At 46.1% G+C, this 19,387-nt stretch carries 14 protein-coding genes; 3 read left to right on the forward strand and 11 right to left on the reverse strand.

What is annotated here, in order from left to right; translation table 11 throughout:
* Positions 1–7 precede the first annotated feature (7 nt).
* On the reverse strand, positions 8–1,498 hold the full coding sequence (locus FEM55_RS10225; protein ID WP_138281224.1) for a helix-turn-helix domain-containing protein: 1,491 nt from the start codon (positions 1,496–1,498) through the stop codon (positions 8–10).
* Positions 1,499–1,663: 165 nt separating this feature from the next.
* On the reverse strand, positions 1,664–2,335 hold the full coding sequence (locus FEM55_RS10230; protein WP_138281225.1) for a porin family protein: 672 nt from the start codon (positions 2,333–2,335) through the stop codon (positions 1,664–1,666).
* A gap of 284 nt (positions 2,336–2,619) precedes the next feature.
* Here FEM55_RS10230 and leuS point away from each other — a divergent pair, with 284 nt between their 5' ends.
* Positions 2,620–5,487: a leucine--tRNA ligase gene (gene leuS, locus FEM55_RS10235; RefSeq protein WP_138281226.1), complete on the forward strand. Its 2,868-nt coding sequence runs from the start codon at positions 2,620–2,622 to the stop codon at positions 5,485–5,487.
* A 79-nt stretch (positions 5,488–5,566) separates the two neighbouring features.
* Here the strand turns inward: leuS and FEM55_RS10240 are convergent, their stop codons facing one another.
* The gene (locus FEM55_RS10240) at positions 5,567–5,947 is read right to left on the reverse strand and encodes a T9SS type A sorting domain-containing protein (protein ID WP_138281227.1); all 381 of its coding nucleotides are present in this window, start codon (positions 5,945–5,947) and stop codon (positions 5,567–5,569) included.
* Positions 5,948–6,129: 182 nt separating this feature from the next.
* Here FEM55_RS10240 and FEM55_RS10245 point away from each other — a divergent pair, with 182 nt between their 5' ends.
* Both FEM55_RS10245 and FEM55_RS10250 read left to right on the forward strand, forming a co-directional pair.
* Complete coding sequence (locus FEM55_RS10245) at positions 6,130–6,933, forward strand: glycoside hydrolase family 25 protein (RefSeq protein ID WP_138281228.1); 804 nt, start codon at positions 6,130–6,132, stop codon at positions 6,931–6,933.
* Positions 6,934–7,035: 102 nt separating this feature from the next.
* Positions 7,036–7,752 (forward strand): hypothetical protein, encoded by a 717-nt coding sequence (locus tag FEM55_RS10250; RefSeq protein ID WP_138281229.1) that lies wholly within the window; start codon positions 7,036–7,038, stop codon positions 7,750–7,752.
* A 64-nt stretch (positions 7,753–7,816) separates the two neighbouring features.
* Here the strand turns inward: FEM55_RS10250 and FEM55_RS10255 are convergent, their stop codons facing one another.
* The 8 genes from FEM55_RS10255 to FEM55_RS10290 all read right to left on the reverse strand — a co-directional run bounded on the left by FEM55_RS10255 (position 7,817) and on the right by FEM55_RS10290 (position 19,336).
* Positions 7,817–8,875 carry an agmatine deiminase family protein gene (locus FEM55_RS10255; RefSeq protein ID WP_138281230.1) on the reverse strand — a complete coding sequence of 353 codons (1,059 nt, stop codon included), beginning with the start codon at positions 8,873–8,875 and terminating at the stop codon, positions 7,817–7,819.
* A 185-nt stretch (positions 8,876–9,060) separates the two neighbouring features.
* Positions 9,061–9,642: a Hint domain-containing protein gene (locus tag FEM55_RS10260; RefSeq protein WP_138281231.1), complete on the reverse strand. Its 582-nt coding sequence runs from the start codon at positions 9,640–9,642 to the stop codon at positions 9,061–9,063.
* Between the two features lie 24 nt (positions 9,643–9,666).
* The gene (locus tag FEM55_RS10265; protein ID WP_138281232.1) at positions 9,667–10,761 is read right to left on the reverse strand and encodes an AEC family transporter; all 1,095 of its coding nucleotides are present in this window, start codon (positions 10,759–10,761) and stop codon (positions 9,667–9,669) included.
* A gap of 290 nt (positions 10,762–11,051) precedes the next feature.
* Complete coding sequence (locus FEM55_RS10270) at positions 11,052–12,239, reverse strand: pyridoxal phosphate-dependent aminotransferase (RefSeq protein WP_138281233.1); 1,188 nt, start codon at positions 12,237–12,239, stop codon at positions 11,052–11,054.
* Positions 12,240–12,382: 143 nt separating this feature from the next.
* Positions 12,383–12,955, reverse strand: coding sequence for a hypothetical protein (locus FEM55_RS10275; RefSeq protein WP_138281234.1), 573 nt, complete (start codon positions 12,953–12,955; stop codon positions 12,383–12,385).
* Positions 12,956–12,997: 42 nt separating this feature from the next.
* Positions 12,998–14,479 carry a SusD/RagB family nutrient-binding outer membrane lipoprotein gene (locus tag FEM55_RS10280; RefSeq protein ID WP_138281235.1) on the reverse strand — a complete coding sequence of 494 codons (1,482 nt, stop codon included), beginning with the start codon at positions 14,477–14,479 and terminating at the stop codon, positions 12,998–13,000.
* A 30-nt stretch (positions 14,480–14,509) separates the two neighbouring features.
* Entirely contained in the window at positions 14,510–17,668 is a 3,159-nt protein-coding gene (locus FEM55_RS10285; RefSeq protein WP_138281236.1) for a SusC/RagA family TonB-linked outer membrane protein, read from the reverse strand.
* 768 nt (positions 17,669–18,436) lie between these two features.
* Positions 18,437–19,336, reverse strand: a complete 900-nt coding sequence (locus FEM55_RS10290; protein ID WP_138281237.1) for a carbon-nitrogen hydrolase — start codon at positions 19,334–19,336, stop codon at positions 18,437–18,439.
* Between the last annotated feature and the right edge of the window lie 51 nt (positions 19,337–19,387).

The raw sequence follows: 19,387 nt of genomic DNA on the forward strand, positions 1-19,387 counted from the left end.
GATGAATTCAATTGATCATTCTTTTCAAAGCCTTTCTCAGTTCTTCGTTTTTATGCTTTTTCTGGAGAATGACGGGCGCTGCAATGCGTTCCTTGCAGTCGAACAGTGAACAGCGTTCGCAAGTCTGGTTTACTTCTCTTGCAACCAGGTTCGGGTCGTTCAGAAATGCCAGCTTTTCACGCGTTTGTTCATCCAGGTAAATTCCCATGGAAACACTTACGTTCAGGTTCGGAGTAGGGGACATGACCTGCGCGAAACTGATTACGAGGTATTCGTCGCGTGTGTCAATATAAGTGGATTTCTGTGCTTTGCAGAGGATGCGAGGCGTTTCCTTGTTACGGATTAAATCGCCAAGATCATTCAAAATGGTCAGTGCGACCCAGCGGCGGCAGTAATGTTCATCTTTGACCGTGTGCGGATAATGCTTTCTGGAAATGTGCATTTCCTTGGTCATATCAAAAATATTCTGGCCTACGAAATTGTTGAAACGGGAAAAAAAGATCTGGTTTATACCAAAATAGCGCGGCAGAATATTGCTCAATCTATAACAGAACGACTCAGGCGTTGTGTTGAACTGATGAATAAGTCCGATAAACTTTTCCGGCTGCCATGTTTGCTGCTGAAATACTTCTGCAATAGCCGGAACAAGCAGGTTTCTTTTGATGATAATGGCGCTGGAAAAGTAAGATGCCTTGAAATTGCTCAGCAATTGTTCAAAAGACTCGGCTTCCACGAGCGCGGTCGTGTGCAGGCGGTTTTTTAAATTCAAGACGATATAACCGATTTCCCTTCCGAAAATAAATGCCCGCTGAACCGAAGTCAGATGCATGTTCATGAGCAGACGGTTGCTGTTCGCGCCGGTTATCGTCAGCGAACGGACACTGGCAAATTCGGGGTTAATCCTTTCATTGATGTTTTCAATGACATAATTGTACCGGTTTGTGAGGATTTCGGCAAGGTAATTTTCATCCAGAAGTTTTTCCTGTTCAACGCCGTGACTTTCCAGAAAACGTTCGGCTTCCTGCTCGATGTCCTCGAAATAATTGTCGTGCATTTCCTGATAAGTGCGCAGTGCTGAGAAATAAAATTTCTCAATCGACATATTGTAGTTCCGGGCAATTTCAATCAGCGTTCCCACAAATGCACTGATTTTGGTAGGCGCATCCGAAAGTATTTCAAGAAGATTGGCCGGATCAATTCCGAAAAGTTCGAGCGGAAGTTCGGTCAGGACGTTGGAGCTCAGCAGATCGGAAATCGGTTCGAGCCTTTTGCTGAGTTTCAGGGAAACGAGCGTGTCATAATCAACGTCCATGGCATTCGCCAGGGCAATAATCTTGTCTGATTTCGGATACTTTTTCCCTTTTTCAATTTCATTGATATAGGAAATGGACAGTCCGGATTTCTGCGAAAGTTCACTGAGTGACATTCCTTTGTCGAGCCGGAGCTGTTTGAGCTTCAATCCAAAAACCAGTCTTACATTATCGGTGTTTATTGCCACGGTATAAAAGTGTAATGACCTGAACGGCAATGAAAATGCTATCAGGGGATTTTAACAGGAAACACAAAATTAGAAATACCCGCCATATTCACAGAATTCATTTACAAACAAAAAGCGGAATCCGTCCGTGACCGATTCCGCTTCTCCGGTTTTAACCCTGTTTTATCAGAAAATAGCGTAGCCCAGTGTAGCCTGGAACAAGTTGCTTTTCTTGCCAAACTGGGAAGCAGTAGTGGCATTGTCAAAATTAATTTTGGCTACATCCGTAAAATTTCCTTCGTAGCGGACATCCACGCTTAACCTTCCAAAATCGACGCCAACGCCTGCCTGATAACCGTACGCCACTCTGTTCCTGAATTCGGCATTTGCATTATCTCCAGTTATGTCGTTAAAAGAATCACCGATTTTTCCATTGCTCGATAATCTCAGGGAAGCCATCGGACCAACGTTGATACGCAGGAAACGAACCAGGCGGACACCGAAAAGTACCGGTACGTCAAAGTTGGAAAAGCGTACGTCTACTTTCCCTTCCGAGTTCTGAACGCCATTTTCAAATACATTGAACTGACCGCCTTTCTGAGAAAGCAGGAATTCCGGCTGAATGTAAAATTTCTTGCCGTAACGGAAATAAACACCGCCTACGAAGCCCAGAGAGCGATTATCATTATCTTTAAAGTTGAAGGCCGTACTGGTTTGTGAAAGGGATAAATCGTTGCTGCCATTGATGTTTGACAAGTTTGCACCAGCTTTGATACCAAATCTGAAAGCCGGATCATACTGTGCAGATGCAGTATAGCTGATCAGCATGGCGCACAGCGCAATCATAATGTTTTTCATAATTTCAATAATTTAAATGAATTGTACTTTAGCAACATGCTAAAAAGCTGTGCCCGTTATATAGTACCTTTAAATAAAGAAAACTGTGCATTTGTTTCTACAAAGCCGGATGATGCAAGCAAGAGAAAATGAATTAAGCCGGAAATGCCTGAATATGATCAAAAAAGCTAATTTTGCGGTCGATTTTACAAACAGGAAGCGGTTCGCATTTTCTTCTGAAACCATTGGAATGAAGACGGGATTTGTAGCGGCACCGTTTCGGAACAGGGATAAATATTAATAATATGAGTGAATACAGTCATCGGGAAATAGAAAAAAAATGGCAGGCTTACTGGGAAAGCCAGGGAACTTTCAGCGTTGAAAACCAGTCTGATCGTCCCAAATATTACGTTCTGGATATGTTTCCGTATCCTTCCGGTGCAGGTTTGCATGTGGGACATCCGCTGGGTTATATTGCCTCGGATATTTACTCCCGTTACAAAAGACAAAAAGGTTTCAATGTGCTGCATCCGATGGGATTCGACAGCTTCGGACTTCCTGCTGAACAATATGCGATCCAGACCGGCCAGCATCCGGCCATTACAACCGAGCAGAACATAACGCGTTACATCGAACAGATGAAAAACCTGGGTTTCAGCTACGACTGGAACCGGGAAGTGCGCACGTCTGATCCGGATTATTACAAGTGGACGCAGTGGATTTTCATGGAGCTTTTCAAAAGCTGGTATAACAATGAAACACAGCGTGCAGAACCTATTGAAACGTTGATTCCGATTTTCAAAGAGAGCGGAAATGCAAAGGTGAATGCGCCTTGCGATGAAGATACACCTGTTTTTTCCGCAGCCGAATGGAATGCCTGGACGGAAGAAGAACAATATAAAATCACGCTTAAATACCGGCTTACGTACGTTGCGGATGCAACCGTAAACTGGTGCCCGGGACTGGGTTCCGTACTTTCCAATGATGAGGTGAAAGACGGCGTTTCGGAACGCGGCGGGTTTCCGGTCATTCAGAAACTGATGCGGCAATGGATGATGCGCATTACTGCTTATGCACAGCGTTTGCTGGACGGACTGGATTCCATTGACTGGACCGAATCGCTGAAAGAACAGCAGCGCAACTGGATCGGGCGGTCTGTCGGGGCTTTGGTGAAGTTTGAGGTTTCGGGAGAAGGGAGTAAGGGAGGAATGGAGGAAAGGGACGATGTTTCTCTGGATTCAACTTCTTCGGCTTCACGAACTATCGAGGTTTTTACGACTCGTGTGGACACGATTTTTGGTGTTACATTCATTGTACTTGCGCCGGAGCATGAGCTGGTGGATGCGATTACAACACCGGAACAGCGTGGAGAAATTGATGCATACATTGCTTCTACGCAGAAGAAATCCGAACGTGACCGGATGACGGATGTCAAAACGGTTTCGGGCGCTTTTACCGGCGCTTATGCGATCAATCCTTTTGATGGTGAAAAAGTGCCGGTATACATTGCCGATTATGTATTGGCAGGTTACGGTACGGGTGCGGTAATGGGCGTTCCGTCCGGTGACCAGCGCGACTGGAACTTCGCTACGCATTTCGGATTGTCTATTGTGCAGATTCTGGATGCGCAGAAAGGCGTTGAAACGCAGGCGGATGCTACGAAAGAAGGACATTATATCAATTCCGGAATGATCAACGGACTTACTTTTCACGAAGCCAACAAAGTCCTGATTCGTTATCTGGAAGAAAAAGGAATTGGAAAAGGAAAAGTAAATTACCGTTTGAGAGATGCTGTTTTCAGCCGGCAGCGGTACTGGGGCGAGCCAGTTCCGGTTTTTTACAAAAATGATTCTTCAGGAAACCCGCTGCCGTATTTGCTGGAAGAGAACGAACTTCCTTTGAATCTGCCGGAAGTTGATAAATACCTGCCGACGGAGAACGGAGAACCGCCGTTGGGACGTGCACACGATTGGTCGCATGGTTCAGGGAATACTTACGAACTGAGTACGATGCCGGGTTGGGCGGGAAGCAGCTGGTACTGGTACCGTTACATGGACCCGAAAAACCAGGAGGAATTTGCTTCCGGAAATGCAATCAATTACTGGCGCGATGTGGATTTGTACATTGGCGGTACCGAACATGCGACCGGGCATTTGCTTTACAGCCGTTTCTGGAACAAGTTTCTGAAAGACAGAGGTTACGTTCCGGAAGAAGAGCCGTTCAAAAAGCTCATTAATCAGGGTATGATCCAGGGCAGAAGCAATTTTGTTTACCGCGTCAAAAGCGACGATTACAGCAAGCCCGTTTTTGTAAGTGCCGGTTTAAAATCCCAGTATGAGGTTTCTGCCTTGCATGTGGATGTGAATATTGTAGAAAATGACGTACTGGATATGGAAAAATTCAGGAAAACACGTCAGGATATTGCAGGTGAAGCTGCGGAATTTATTCTGGAAGACGGAAAGTATCACTGCGGTGTGGAGATTGAGAAAATGTCGAAATCCAAGTTCAATGTAGTCAATCCGGATGACATAGTAGAACGATACGGTGCGGACACCTTACGCCTGTACGAAATGTTTTTGGGGCCGCTCGAACAGGCAAAACCCTGGAATACAAACGGCATTGACGGAACATTCCGCTTTATCCGGAAATTCTGGCGACTGTTTTACAACGATGCCGGACAATGGATGGTAAAAGACGTGGCGGCAAAGCCTGAAGAACTTAAAATCCTGCATAAAACCATTAAGAAAATTGAAGAGGATACCGAAAACTTCTCGTTCAATACGGCTGTAAGTACATTTATGGTTTGTGTAAACGAGCTGGGAAGCCTGAAATGCCAGAGCAGGGAAATTCTGCAGGAACTGGTTGTGCTGCTTTCGCCTTATGTTCCGCATATCACGGAGGAACTGTGGGCTTTGCTGGGCAACGAAGCAGGAACGCTGACAAAGGCAAGTTTTCCGAAGTGGGAACAGAAGTTTATGATCGATGCCGTTTTCGAATATCCGATCCAGATCAACGGGAAAGTCCGGATTTCACTTCCTTTTGCGCTGGATACACCGGCTTCTGATATTGAAAAAGAGGTGCTTGCCAATGAAACCGTTCAGAAATGGATGGAAGGCAACAAGCCTAAAAAAGTCATTATCGTGCCGAAGCGTATCGTGAATGTGGTGATCTGATCCGGCTGTATGTACAAGCGAAAAGGTGACGCTGCCGATCTGGCAACGTCACCTTTTTTTATGCTGCATGAAAGTTTGATTATTCAAAGCTGATTTTTCTTTCGACAGGTTTTTCGCTCAGTTCAAAATGGTGCGAGTGTTTTTCACCGTTGCCATATACTTCAATATAATAGCTTCCATCCGGCAATTCACTCACATCCAGCGATTTTCTGAACTTGTCCACATTTTTGCCAACTACTTCTTTATACATCGTGTTTCCGCGTTTATCCATGAGTACAATAATGGTTTTGGAAGCAGTAAATTTATCTACACAAACCTGAATTTTGCCGCTTCTTGCAGCGTAAATACTGGTTCCGAAGCTGCTTGCTTTTTTAGCCTCTTTGTCTGATGCAAAAGAGCTAAATGCAAAAGTTACAGAAAATGCTACGGCTAAGGCGATTGTTTTAAGTGAATTTTTCATGGCTTTTATTATTTAAGTTGGCTAATGTTGTTCTGAATGAACATGACAAATATAATGGCTATAACAGGTACTATGCATTACAAAGTACATGAGTGGCAAATGGATAAAATGAACGGCCGGATACCCGTCACAATCTGGAACAATCCTGATTTCCGTTGCCGATCTTTTGTACTTTTGCACACATGGCAAAGAAGAAAGTGCAAATTCCTGCGGATGACCCCGAGTACATAAAACCGCTTCCTGCAAAAGGCTGGGCAATCATTGCAGCAATTGTTTTACTGATTGGAGGGCTGGTCTGGTGGCTCGACAGGAAAGATGAAAACCAGTGGGAATTTGTCAGCAAATTTGGCATTAAGCTGCCGTTACGATATGCCATTCACGGAATTGATGTTTCGCACCATAACGCAAAGATCAATTGGGACAAACTGAAAAATACGCATTCAGGGAACGTCAGAATTGATTTTGTCTATATCAAAGCCACCGAAGGCGCCACGCATCTCGACAGGCAATTTCAAAGAAACTGGCGTGAGGCAAAAAGGGTAGGGATGAGGCGCGGTGCGTATCATTTTTACAATCCAAGGGTCATGTCCGACCGGCAGGTGCAGAACTTCATCGGTCAGGTGAGAATGGAACCCGGCGATCTGCCGCCTGTTCTGGATCTGGAAACGCACGCGCACAAGCCGGACGATATCATCATCCGCGGCGTTCGCAACTGGCTTGAACAAATTGAAGCGCATTACGGAATGCGGCCGGTGATTTATGTAAACGAACATTTTTACAAAAAATACATTGCCGGGAATTTTGACGATTACCCGCTCTGGCTCGCAGGATATTCGCGCACGCATGTAAATGATCTTGCAACCGATTCGCAGGTTCTGTTCTGGCAGCACAGCGAAAAAGGCTGGGCCGACGGAATTCATGGTTTTGTGGATTACAATGTATTCCTTCACGAGCCGGAAGACTGGAAAACACTTGCTGGTCGTTAGTTGGGTTCATTGCCGCAACCGAATAATAAAGCAGGTATTTATACGCTGAAATACAGTGGCTTATAATTGTAAATTTGATAAACAATCAAACTTTTATATGCCATGAAATTACTTCACAAATGTCTGATTCTGCTTATGTCCTGCCTTTCCGCAGCTTCATGCACTACAACGGCCATTCTTTCGTCCAAATTTGAAAATTATACGGCTGAAACCTTGCCCGCGCACAACATTCCCGGAGATCCTTCCGGTGATGAAATAACCTATGTTACGGAACTTCAGCCCCGGATACGCATCGTCAATTCGGTAGGCGCCGGCCAGAAAGCATTGCGTTTTAACCAGGTTTCGGCTCCGGGCCTTACCGCGCATAATCAATGGCTCGGATTCAAGGGAATTTCAACAAACCTTACGCAGCCATTGTGGTTTTACTTTACGGCTACGCATTCCGGAACAGGCGGAAGGCTGACGATTGATGTTTCAGACGGCGTTGCCAACCTGTTTGCAAGAATGATGATCAATTCAAACGGCGATGTAATTGTTGTACGCAGTTTTCCTTCCAACGAAGAACTAGTCGGGAACATACCGCCGGGTATGTCGCATACAATCATTTTTACGCTCAATCTCAACAACGGCAAGTACAATTTGTCCATACTGAAATCGGGCGGAAATATTCTGGTCAAAGACATTCCGGTTCTGGCAGAAAACATATTGTCCTATGCGAATCCTTCGCGGCCGGCGATCGGTTTCCGGTTTGAAGACGGCAGTTCGGATACAAGGCAATATGTGCTGGAAGAAATATTCATCAGTAAAAAGCAGCCTTGAACTGCACTTCTAAAACTTCATTCCTCAGACTGTACCGTACAAAACCGGTTGTCTGAGGAATTTTTTATATCAGCGGTTCCTGCTGGCTGAGACAATGAAAGCTTCCTTGTCCCCAGATGATTTCAGTCGCTGCCAGCGGAATTATTTTACGGTCCGGAAATGCTTTTTCCAGTATATCAATTGCAGTCTGGTCATTTGGATTATTAAAAACAGGAACGATAACACCCGCATTGCAGATCAGGAAATTGGCATAAGAACCCGGCGTACGGAAATCGTCAATGACAACGGCTTTCGGCATCGGAATCTCCACGATGTTCAGCTGCTTGCCGTTTACAAGACGCATTTTTTTCAGCATTTCAAGGTTAGTCTGAAGAATGCCGTAGTTTTCGTCATTCCTGTCATTTTCCACGCATGCTATAACCGTATCTTCATTGATAAAGCGCGTTGTGTCGTCGATATGCCCGTCGGTGTCGTCACCGACGATGCCGCCTTCCACCCACAGAACCTGCTCGATACCATAAAAGTGACTCAGTTTTTCTTCAATCTGGCTCTGATTCAGGTGCGGGTTGCGGTTCGGGTTCAGCAGGCAGGATTTGCTCGTCAGCAGGCTTCCGGCACCGTTGAATTCCACTGCGCCGCCTTCCATGATGATGCCCGGATTTACAACCGGAATATCCAGGTATTCTGCCACTGCTTCCGGAGTGCGGTTGTCGTCGTCATAAGGAGGATATTTGCCGCCCCACGCATTATGGCCCCAGTTTACGATCATTTTCTCCGATGTTTTCTTATTGATCAGAAAAGCAGGGCCGTGATCGCGGCACCATGCATCGTTCGTAGGCTTCACAATGAATTCAATTCTGGACAGATCAACGCCTGTCTTGTCCAGTTCTTTACTAATTTCCTTTTTCAGATTTTCGTCATTTGCAATAATTCCGACATTTTCGCCCTGGCTGATTGCTTTTATAAACGCAAGATACTGCGGGCGCATTCTGGCGAGTCTGTCGCCTTGCCAGGAAGAATCATTGTGCGGAAATGTAAGCCAGGTGGCACGATGCGGAAACCATTCGGCTGGAAATGAAAACCCGAGTTCTCTCGGAGTCAGTGGGTCGGTAAATTCAGGCACAACGGATGCTATATAAGTGTAAAACAAAAGCCGGCAAATGGCAGGAACAGTTTCGCACGGGCAATTGCCTTTACCCGTAACTTCCTGATCTTTTTGGCGGCCGTTACTTTGATTTACCTTCTTAAGAAAAAAATGGTTCCCGCAACAGGAACCATGGAGCAATGCAGTGGAGTAAATGATGTGTTTCAGTTGTTGGCAATCACTACATTCCCGACCAGGAAAGTCCCGTCGGCTGTTTCAAGATTGTATGCTTTGTTCACTTTTCTTGCGTTTTCCTGTATAGCGCCTACTTTCCAGGAAGATGCCATGCCGGTCAAAGGTTCGTAGCGGTAAAGTATGTCGTTTTTGGAAAGTTTGCTCATCCTCTTTTTGCCATGACGTGTCTGCACGTAATGCTGCGGGGCGGCTTCCAGCAAGATGGCCGGAACCATGGTTTGCTGATCCGTTTTTTTGCCGGCAGGTTTAAGATACACGGCGGTCAGCGCAGAAGCAGGCTTGTCATAAACATTCACGTGTTTTACTTCGGTCGTATTGCTTTTGCCTCTTTTGCAGGTTTGCACATGTTCGCCCGCTCTGATATCGGCAATGCGTTTGATGCTTCCGTCGGCCATTGTAACAGCTGCATTGGCAGAGAAAAAACGGCCGCCTTTATGCTTTTTCAAAAAATGAAAAGGTTCAGATCTGAAATTGGCCGCCTTTGTTACAGGAGCAGCCAGCAGGCTGAAGAATAAAACAAGTAAAGTGGTGAAAACGCTAACCTTTCGCATAAAGAATTTTTTGATTCAGGAAATTCAGGCCTTGGACACTTTTACAAATACTTTGCTCAGCGCATTCGGCAGTGAACCAAGTGCAATCAGTATGAGTCCCGTAGTAAGAAGCGTGGCAGTGTGCGCAAAGAATGAGCCTGACGACAAAATGGCAAGAATCAGGATGGTTGAAAAAGGCAGTGAAAAAGCAAGCAGCAAAACAGCCAGTTCCAGATCAAAAGTCCTTTTTTCCTTTGGCATGGATTTGGCTTCTTCCCGCAGGTTGAATGCGGAAATATGCGCCAGCGGCCAGAAACTTGCCGCGCTCAGCGGAATAACAATGGCCAGCAAAATCATGGAAAGATCCGTAATGTTGAGAACATAGATCATTCCTGCGCTGATAATCATCGTGATTCCGGCACGGAAAAACAGAATACTCGCCACAATTCTTTTCTTTCCTTCTTTCAGCTGAACGGCCAGTCCGATGAACAAAAGCACAAGCGGTGTCATCATGGCGCTGGTTTTGTCAAAAATTTCGGTGATGACCGACGGCAACGTATTATAAGTTACCCCGAAACTCAGGAGAATGATCGCGAGAAAAATCAGGATATTGATCGGTTCCTGAAACATGCTTGCAAAAAGGCTCTTCAGCTTGCCGCCCATTTTGGTTTCCTTGTCGTCGCTGTTTTTCAGGAACATGTTCATGGCAAGGATATACAGCGAAATCAGCACAAAAAACTTGTTTCCAACATCGGCCAAAGCAGCAATAGCAAGACTTTTTTCACCCAGGAATTCGGCAATAAACGGGAAACAGGACAAGCCGGGCGCAAGGGAAGGAATCAGCATCATCAGCGTTCTGCCTGTCGGGCTGTTTTTTTCAATGCCGAAAAGCGTAAAAGCGAGCGGAGCGGAAAAGAACATCAGAAAGTTGAAAACCAGTGTGACCACCGGAATAATGATCATGGAAGAACTGATTTCTATCTTCATCAGCGAGATAAAGATCGTGGATGGCAATGCAACGGATAAGATAATTTCTTTGATGCCGTTCGTCTGGTCTTTGTTCCTGAACTTGCTTTTGAGCATTAGACCCAAAGCAATCAGTAATAGGAGTGTTATGGTTTTTTGCAATGCATCACTCATGATCAAAAAATATTTGTTTGGTCAATTTGTTACTTACGGGTTGATGGAAGGGTTTTCGGGCGTCAGAATTTTGAGACATGTGTCATGATTGGAATGAAATGTCATTTTTGGTCATGAATTGTTTGGAATGTCATGGTTGGAATGAGATGTCATGTTTGGTCATGATTAAAATGAGAATCATTTTTTGTCATGCGTTGGCATATCGGGCGTAGTCGAAGCAATCGATTTCTTTGTATTTTAACTGCTTCGACTGCGCTTGATATGACAGGTTTTAACAATTTGCAATAAAATCAGCTCAGCTGGCCGAGTGCTCCAACAAATGCTTTCATTTCGTCCATGGTTCCGATACTTACACGGCACCAGGGTTTGTTCTGAATATCGAATGACCTTATGGAAATACCTTTTGCAGTCATCTTTGTCAGCAGTTCCTTGCCGGGCATGCTGATCGGGAACAGTACGAAATTGGTGTACGATGGAATGTACTTGTATCCCATTTTATCCAGATTCTCGTACAGATAGGTTTTGGCTTCGTGGTTCAGCTTGCGCGTATTTCCTTGGAAATCCTTATCGTCCAGACTGGCAGAAGCTGCAAAAATGGAAGTATAGGAAATGCCCATTCCGCCGCGCGTGATTTTATTGATCTGTTCCAGAAACGAAGGCAGCGCAGCCATGTAACCGACGCGGATACCGGCCATTCCCATGATTTTCGAGAATGTACGTGCCACGATCACGTTCTTTTTCTGCGAAAGCAGCGAAACCATGCTTTGCGTGTCAGCGCCAACGGCGAGTTCGATATAAGCTTCATCCACAAATACAGGCACTTTCTCCGAAACGCGTGAACAGAAATCCAGCAGATCCTGGCCTTTTGTGATGGCTCCGGTCGGGTTGTTCGGGTTACAAACGTAAACCAGTTTAGTATCTTTGTCAACGGCTGCTTCCATTGCTTTCAGGTCATGCGACCAGTCGGCAGTACAGGGAACTGCTTTCCACGTTGCGCCTACGGATTCGGCTACTTTTATGAGCGACATATAGCAGGGATCAGCCGAAACCACGTTTCCGCCGTTCATGAACAATACAAGTGCCACTTTTTCCAGAAGATCGGATGAGCCCGGTCCCATCATGATATGGTCTGCAGGAACGCCTTCTTTCTTGGCAATTTTATCAACGAGATCATACATTTCTTTCCATGCGTAACGGTTTCCGTATTTCACAGAGTCCGCAACGGCTTTCTGTGCCGACATGGGCGGCCCGTATGGATTTTCATTGGAGGACAAGCGCGCAATGATTTTCGGAGCTTTGAAGTCAGCGGGTAAAAAATGCTCTCTCACCATTGGGCTTCGATAGATCCTGCTTTCAGGATCAAGAGGTAAAGGTGCGTTTGCAAATGCGCCCATGCTTAAATGCGGAGCCAAAGTCATACCTCCGATTGCCATTAAACCGGATTTTAACAGATTCCGACGGTCCATTTTCTGATTCATTGTATTCTTGTTTAGTAGTAAATGTGACGATAATAATAATATATTGTATAAATTGAAAAGTGCAGAATAAGATTTCTTATTGTTTCTTAAATTTAAAATTATTTAGCTTAAAATCGTAATATACCAGACTTTCTTTGGTAAAATTAATTTTTGCTGACCGTCATTCTGGAAGTTCTTGTAAATGCGATTCCCTTGTAAGTTCCGGTCCAGGTCAGATTGATAATGTCATCTTTTCGCTGGATCCGGTTTCCGGTCAGTCCCAGTGCTGCATAGGAAGTTTTGATGGTGACAACGCCGTTTGCATCCGAAGAAACTTCACCAAGCTGACCGCTTGATTTGAAGGTTTCCGGACTGAAAGTATACGTGGCGCCATTGTATTTCAGCGTTTCGGTTTTCACCACTTTGGTCAGATCATAACCTATTTTAATGGCAAGGTTGGAAACCGGGATGGAATCAATGCCTTTGGTATGATCCAGAATGTTGGTTTTGTCCAGTTCAAATAACCGGGAAGTCAGCGTAAGTTCCTTCATGGAGCTGTCGTAGGAAACGGAAGGCGTGCTTGCAAAGGGCGCGCCAAATGCGGCGCCGACAATATCCACCAGTACCGGCGCTACATCCCGGTCCAGAAATGGGTCTTCTTCCTTGCACGATGAGGTGATGCCGGTTACCGCCATAGCGAGGCAAATGGTTGCAAAGTATGTTTTGATATTTTTCATAATGCTGAGTTCTTGATTAAGTATGGAAGAGCCTGCGGACAATTATTTTTCTGCCCACCATAATTTGGTTTTCATATCATTCGGGCCGCCGTTCAGCGTTTCGCCTGCTTTTACGGCTTCGGCGTTCAGTGAATATTCGGAGTTCGGATACGGAAAGCGTGTCGGAAGAATTCCTCCATTCTGCAGAACGGCACGCGGGTCCGGAGCGGGAAAAACAGGGAACCCGGTTCTGCGCCATTCGATCCATGCTTCAACGCCTTGTCCGAAAAGGGAAATCCATTTTTGTTCCAGCACTTTTTCACGCGTAACAGCCCCTACATTCGCAAGAAAAGTGGCGGGCGTCGGCAGTCCGTACTGGCTGAAAGATGCATTGATGCCGTTTTCGAAATAGGTTTTGGCAGTTCCGGTTGTGATGTCTCCGTCCAACGCAGCCTCGGCAAGAATGAAGTTGAGTTCGGAAAAAGTCATGATGACTTCCGGTGCTTCCGCTTTGGTGAATGCGTTTCCGATTGTGGAACTGGTCGCCAGATACGAAGTGGCAATCGCATCCGGAAGGCCGTTCGCATGTCCCTGATAATTGCCCTGTTTGTTTGGATTGGCATAAACGGTGATCCGCGTATCGCCGAGCGAATTCATTTTGTCGGCCAGCGTTTTGCTGATATTCCAGTCGGTCCGACCGTCCTGAAGAAGAATCTGGTTCCATTCGTTATTGCTTGGAAGTACGGCAGTTCCTTTCAGCTGTGCATTGTCGTCGTTGCTGGTAAAAATCGGGAATGTAGTCGGATTGGCCATTATTTCCTGCATAATGGCGCGCGATTCAGCGGATTTCTTGGCAGCCTGGCGGTTTGCAAGCCGCAGGCGAAGCGAGTTCGCAAACTTTTTCCATTTCAGAATATCGCCGCCGTACAGAATATCGCCGGCAACAGCCGGCCCGCCGACAGTCAGTTTTTCATTGGCCATTTTAAGGTCGTTCAGCATGCCTGCATACACCACATCCATGGCATCGTACTTGGGCGTGTAAATGGGCTCGTCAGCGGTTCCTTTTACGGCGTCCGTGTAAGGAATGGCGCCGTACATGTCTGTCAGCAAGGAGAAAACCCATGTGCGCATTACGAGTGCAACGCCTTCGTAATTGGGGTTCGGGTTAGCCGAGCCTTCGCCGGTCAGCAGAATGATGCGCTGGAAATTAAGCTGCGAATCGTTGTAAAACCCTTTCCAGTTATTGGCTACCAAAGCCGGAGAAACCGTATAATCATCGCCTTCGTTGGAATAGATATTCCGGGTCAGATGCTGTACGTACAATTCCGCCGCATCGATGTTGATCCGTTCGAAACGGTTGCGGTGGCCCCAGTAACGGTCAATAGCCGTTTCAATGCCGGTTGGAAGCAGGTATTGCGGTCCTATCGCCGTCGGGTTGTTAGGACTCGTGTTCATTTCGTCAAAATCTTTGGTACAGCTTGTCGCAGTCAGCATTCCTGCAATCGCCGCCATCCAGATGGTTTTATGATTCAGTATATTTTTCATCTTTTAAGATCTGTTTTTAGGTTGACGTTATCAGAATGACAAGGACAGGTTCATGCCGACGCTGCGCGAGCTTGGAAGTTCGCCGTATCCGAAACCCTGCTGGTTTCCTCCTTTTCCATCAATTTCCGGGTCAATGTGCGGCGTGTTCTTGAAGATCATCCAGACGTTGCGTCCCACAACGGAGAGTTTTGCACTTTGTATTTTGATTCTTTTCAGGAATGACGGGCTGAAATTATAACCCAGCGATACCTCGCGGAGCTTTACAAAGCTGGCATCGAAAATAGCCGACTCATGATAATTTCTCGGATTGCTGTAACCGTATAACTGATTGGCCGTTACGATAATGTCATTTGGAATATAGGATTTGCTGCCGTCAGGACTTGTAACTTCACGCACTCCTTTTCCGATTACACCTTCTTCGCGTCCAAGCGCTGTTTCGGCATACTGGCCTGTCCAGCGGGCTGTTCCTGTTCCTTCGTCGTAAATGTCCCCGCCGATGCGTACATCAACCAGTGCGCTCAGTGTAAAACCTTTGTAGTTGACCGTATTGAGCATACCGCCGATCCAGTCCGGCTGAATGTTGCCGAGTTTCTGGTTGGAAACCGTTACCGGAAGTCCGTTCGCGCCGTAGACAATTTGTCCGTCGGGAGATTTCTGAAAACCTACGCCGTAGAAAGTGCCGTATGATTCGCCGACGCGTGCTTCTGACGACATTCCTCTCTGTGTGGCAAGCGTATAGGTTGTAAGTCCTTCTGCCAGTTCAACGACTTTGTTGCGGTTGCGGGCATAGTTAAGAGAAACATCCCAGCTGAAACCATTTGAAAATTTCAGAGGTGTTCCCGAAACGGAAATCTCGACGCCTTTGTTGGTTACTTTTCCGGCATTCAGAATGCGGTTATTGTAGCCGCTCGCCTTGGAAATTTCCACACCCAGAATCTGGTCTTTCGTGGATTGTTCGTAGTAAGTTGCATCCACGCCTACTTTGCCTTTGAAAAAACGCAGGTCGGCCCCGAGTTCAAGACCGGTCGTAATTTCGGGTTTCAGGTTGGAATTGGCGATCTGGATGTTTTCGGTAAATTTCGGAACCGATCCGTTCCATGAGCCGCTGGCCACGAAAGTCTGTGCAAGCTGATAAGGCGTGGCGTCGTTTCCGACCTGTGCATAACTGGCCCGGATTTTGCCGAAAGTCAGGACGCTGCTTTTTACGTCAAACAGTTCTGTTAGGACTGCGCTTAACGAAGCAGAAGGGTAGAAGTAGGATCTTGCATTGGAAGGCAAAGTGCTCGACCAGTCATTTCTGGCAGTCAGGTCAAGAAAAATCGCATCTTTCCACGAAAGGTTAACCGTTCCGAACAAACTCTGCGTTTCCGATTTCTGGATCAGGCTTTCAATTGTATTGGTACTCGGAACCGAATTTCCGGCATTGTAGAGGCCGTCCACCACCAGCTCGCCTACATAAAAATAATTTCTCTTGTAATAATTGGTCCGCTGGATTCCTCCGAACTGAACATTCAGGCCGAAATCCGGTGAAATGTCTTTATTGTAAGTCAGCATGAAATCCGAGTTGGTTTCCTGGCTGCGCAGTACTTCTTCAGAATAGCGGCCCGGCGTACGCACGCCGTTACGGACACGCAGGAAGTTGGAAACATTCACGCGGGTATCTGTCCAGTAATCTGTTCCGCTGCGCAGCATCAGGCTCAATGAAGGCAGGATTTTGTAGTTCAGCGCAATATTTCCCAGCAAGCGGTCTTTCTCATTTCCCGAAGGCAGATTTCTCTGGGAAAAATACGGGTTGGTGAAAAAGGTATGCTGCCAGTTTGGTGGCTCGGTATCGCCTTCCGGCTGGTTATGGACTGCGGTATAAGCTTCATAATTCCGCAGCTGATCCCATGAAACATGGCGGTGAGACCATATGAATTCCTGTCCGCCCGCATAGCTTCTGTTGTCGGATCCGGATTTGATATATTCGCCGGATAAAGTAATGCTGATGTTTTTGGTAAGGTTATAACCGGAATTAATCCTGAAGTTGTTTCGGTGAAAGTCATTGTAATACATAATTCCTTTCTGATCCAGACGGCTCAGTCCGAGACGGAAATAACCTTTGTCATTGCCGCCCGAAAGAGCCACGCTGTTGGTGATCGTGCGTCCTGTCTGCCAGTATTCTTCCCAGTTGTTGGGCTGAGGAGTCAGTGGTGCAACATCGTCACCAGTCCACCACTGTCTCACCAGGCGCCCGTCCATTGGAGCTCCCCAGCTTTCGTCTGTTCCCGCTGAACCCGCAGCCGGATATCTTTGATCATACACGGCTCTGTATTGCGCAAGTTGTGCCGGATCGGTGATCTGTGAACTCCATCCGTCATTGTACCACGTGCGGTAACCGTTTCCGCCGCCGTATGTATTCTGGAAGTCAGGCTTGATCCACGGACGCTCGAACGTAATATTGGAATTGACTTCCACGCCAAGTCCTTTTGTTCCCTGTCCGTTTTTGGTCGTAATGAGTATAACGCCGTTTGCAGCGCGTGATCCGTACAATGCAGCCGCGTTCGGGCCTTTCAGTACAGACATTTCCTTGATGTTGTCCGGATTGACTTCTGAAATACCGCCGCCGTAGGTTTTGTTGGCAGTTTGTTCCATGGGCACGCCGTCGATGACGATAAGCGGCTGGTTATTTCCTGAAACTGAAGATGCGCCTCTGATCTGGATGTTGGAACCGCTTCCGGGGCCGCCGTTGGACTGAACCCTTACACCCGCAATTTTACCCGACAATGCATTGGCTACGTTTGTGGAACGCGATTCCGTCAGTGCACTTCCTTTTACTTCCTGAACCGTGTAGCCCAATGCTTTTTTCTCGCGTTCGATCCCGAAAGCCGTTACGACCACTTCGGAAAGCTGCCGTGTGTCGGCATCGAGTTTTATATCAAATTGTGTTTGATTGCCGATAGGAATTTCCTGAATCAGAAAACCGACATAGGAAATCACAAGAATACCGTCGCCGGGAACAGAAAAGCTGAATTTTCCGTCTGCATCTGCATTGGTACCCACATTTGTCCCCTTGAAAATCACGGATGCGCCCGCAAGGCCCAGCCCGTCTTCGGACGCCGTTATTTTTCCGCTGATCTCACGCACCTGAGCATGAGCAAGCGAAGAACACAGGCATGTCCATACTAATAAGAGTAAAACTTTACGCATGGGAAGTACGGTTAAATTGTTGTTAGGTTTGAACAGGCAAGTGAAGAAAGTTATGGCTGTGTGATGTCCACGTTGCCGTGCGCCGCACACACTTTCGCGTGGACAGAACAACACAGCCATAAGCTTGTAAAACTGCTTTTCCGGAAAGCAATACCCTCTTAATCGAGGACAAACAACAGCATGAAGCATGTCAATGCCAGTGCAGGACAACTTCTTGTCGCTTGTCCACAATAACAGATACTCGTATAAAAAAAATTATATTGTATTGAAGCAGAACCGACCGGAAGGATGCAACCATGCACCTTCGGGTTATCGCTATTATTCGTTCAATACGTCCAGATATATTATTGTGCGGCTGTAATATATCTTCGGTTTAGAAGTTCAGTCATTCGTTTAATGACTTCTCAAATATACTGACAATGATAAAAAATGCAAGAGAATAGTTTAAAAAAGTAGCAAATTTTACAATAATAATTGGTCATTTAAAACCAGTATAAAATATTATATTAATTATTTTATAAATAATTTGATTTAAATGGTTTTCAGGCAGAAGTTGATTGTTGAAAAATATTTTTACGGATTTAATTAGAGTAATCGGCTAAATAGTAGACGTTTATACCTTAAAATCGTTGATTTTCATGTAACAGGCAGTTACTACCGACCCAAACTAATTATATATGCTATTAGGGCCTAAATAAAAAAGCAGCGGGCTTCAATCTGGAAGCCCGCTGCTTTTTTACTTGGAAAAATTATATTGCTGCCGAAAACTCAGTCTATGTATCTTTTCAGAATCGGCCGGTAAGAGTCAATTCTCCGGTCTCTCAGAAAAGGCCAGGTGGTACGGTAGTGATCCAGCTTCTCAAGGTCCAGTTCCTGCACATGCGTTACCTCTTCTTCGTGCGGTGCAAGGTACAAAAGCCTTCCGTGCGGATTGGCAATGAACGAACCGCCCCAGAACTGCTGGTCAGCTTCGCGCCCCACCCGGTTTACAGCCACGACGTACACTCCGTTAGCAACGGCATGTCCGCGCTGGATCGTCTGCCACGCGCCGTACTGTTCTTCATTAATTGCCGGTTCTTTTTCATTGGTATCCCAGCCGATTGCAGTCGGATAAAACAATATTTCGGCACCCATCAGACTTGTAATTCTGGCCGCTTCCGGGTACCATTGGTCCCAGCAGATCAGTACACCGATTTTGGCAAATTTCGTTTCAAAAATCCGGTAACCGTCCGTATCCGAAACCTGATCGCCCTGCGCAGCGTCTCCGGGCGTGAAATAGAACTTTTCGTAATAGCCGGGATCGTCCGGAATGTGCATTTTGCGGTATTTGCCGAGGTATGCGCCGTCGGCATCAAGAACTGCAGTCGTATTATGATATAATCCATGCGCTCTTTTTTCAAAAAGCGAAGCAATGATCACAACGCCCAGTTCTTTTGCAACAGAGCCCAGCGTTTCTGTTGACGGGCCCGGAATGGCTTCTGCAAGCAGGAAATTATGATGATCTTCGACGTCACAAAAATAGAGCGACCTGAAAAGCTCCTGAAGACAAATTATATGAGCGCCTTTTGCGGCCGCTTCGCGAATTCCGGCAATGGCTTTCTGAAAATTAGCATCAACATCCTCAGTACAACTCATTTGTACTATACCTATGTTTACCTTTTTTGTCATGGATTATAATTCGTGGATTTTCTCTTTACTGTAAATTTTTTAACATTAATT

It is taken from the genome of Dyadobacter sediminis, assembly GCF_005860765.1.
GTDB classification, from domain to species: domain Bacteria; phylum Bacteroidota; class Bacteroidia; order Cytophagales; family Spirosomataceae; genus Dyadobacter; species Dyadobacter sediminis.

Coding starts and splice junctions, on each gene's coding strand:
- FEM55_RS10280 (WP_138281235.1), bottom strand. CDS start 14,479: ATGAAAAATATACTGAATCATAAAACCATCTGGATGGCGGCGATTGCA.
- FEM55_RS10285 (WP_138281236.1), bottom strand. CDS start 17,668: ATGCGTAAAGTTTTACTCTTATTAGTATGGACATGCCTGTGTTCTTCG.
- FEM55_RS10275 (WP_138281234.1), bottom strand. CDS start 12,955: ATGAAAAATATCAAAACATACTTTGCAACCATTTGCCTCGCTATGGCG.
- FEM55_RS10290 (WP_138281237.1), bottom strand. CDS start 19,336: ATGACAAAAAAGGTAAACATAGGTATAGTACAAATGAGTTGTACTGAG.
- FEM55_RS10250 (WP_138281229.1), top strand. CDS start 7,036: ATGAAATTACTTCACAAATGTCTGATTCTGCTTATGTCCTGCCTTTCC.
- leuS (WP_138281226.1), top strand. CDS start 2,620: ATGAGTGAATACAGTCATCGGGAAATAGAAAAAAAATGGCAGGCTTAC.
- FEM55_RS10265 (WP_138281232.1), bottom strand. CDS start 10,761: ATGAGTGATGCATTGCAAAAAACCATAACACTCCTATTACTGATTGCT.
- FEM55_RS10270 (WP_138281233.1), bottom strand. CDS start 12,239: ATGAATCAGAAAATGGACCGTCGGAATCTGTTAAAATCCGGTTTAATG.
- FEM55_RS10240 (WP_138281227.1), bottom strand. CDS start 5,947: ATGAAAAATTCACTTAAAACAATCGCCTTAGCCGTAGCATTTTCTGTA.
- FEM55_RS10260 (WP_138281231.1), bottom strand. CDS start 9,642: ATGCGAAAGGTTAGCGTTTTCACCACTTTACTTGTTTTATTCTTCAGC.
- FEM55_RS10230 (WP_138281225.1), bottom strand. CDS start 2,335: ATGAAAAACATTATGATTGCGCTGTGCGCCATGCTGATCAGCTATACT.
- FEM55_RS10245 (WP_138281228.1), top strand. CDS start 6,130: ATGGCAAAGAAGAAAGTGCAAATTCCTGCGGATGACCCCGAGTACATA.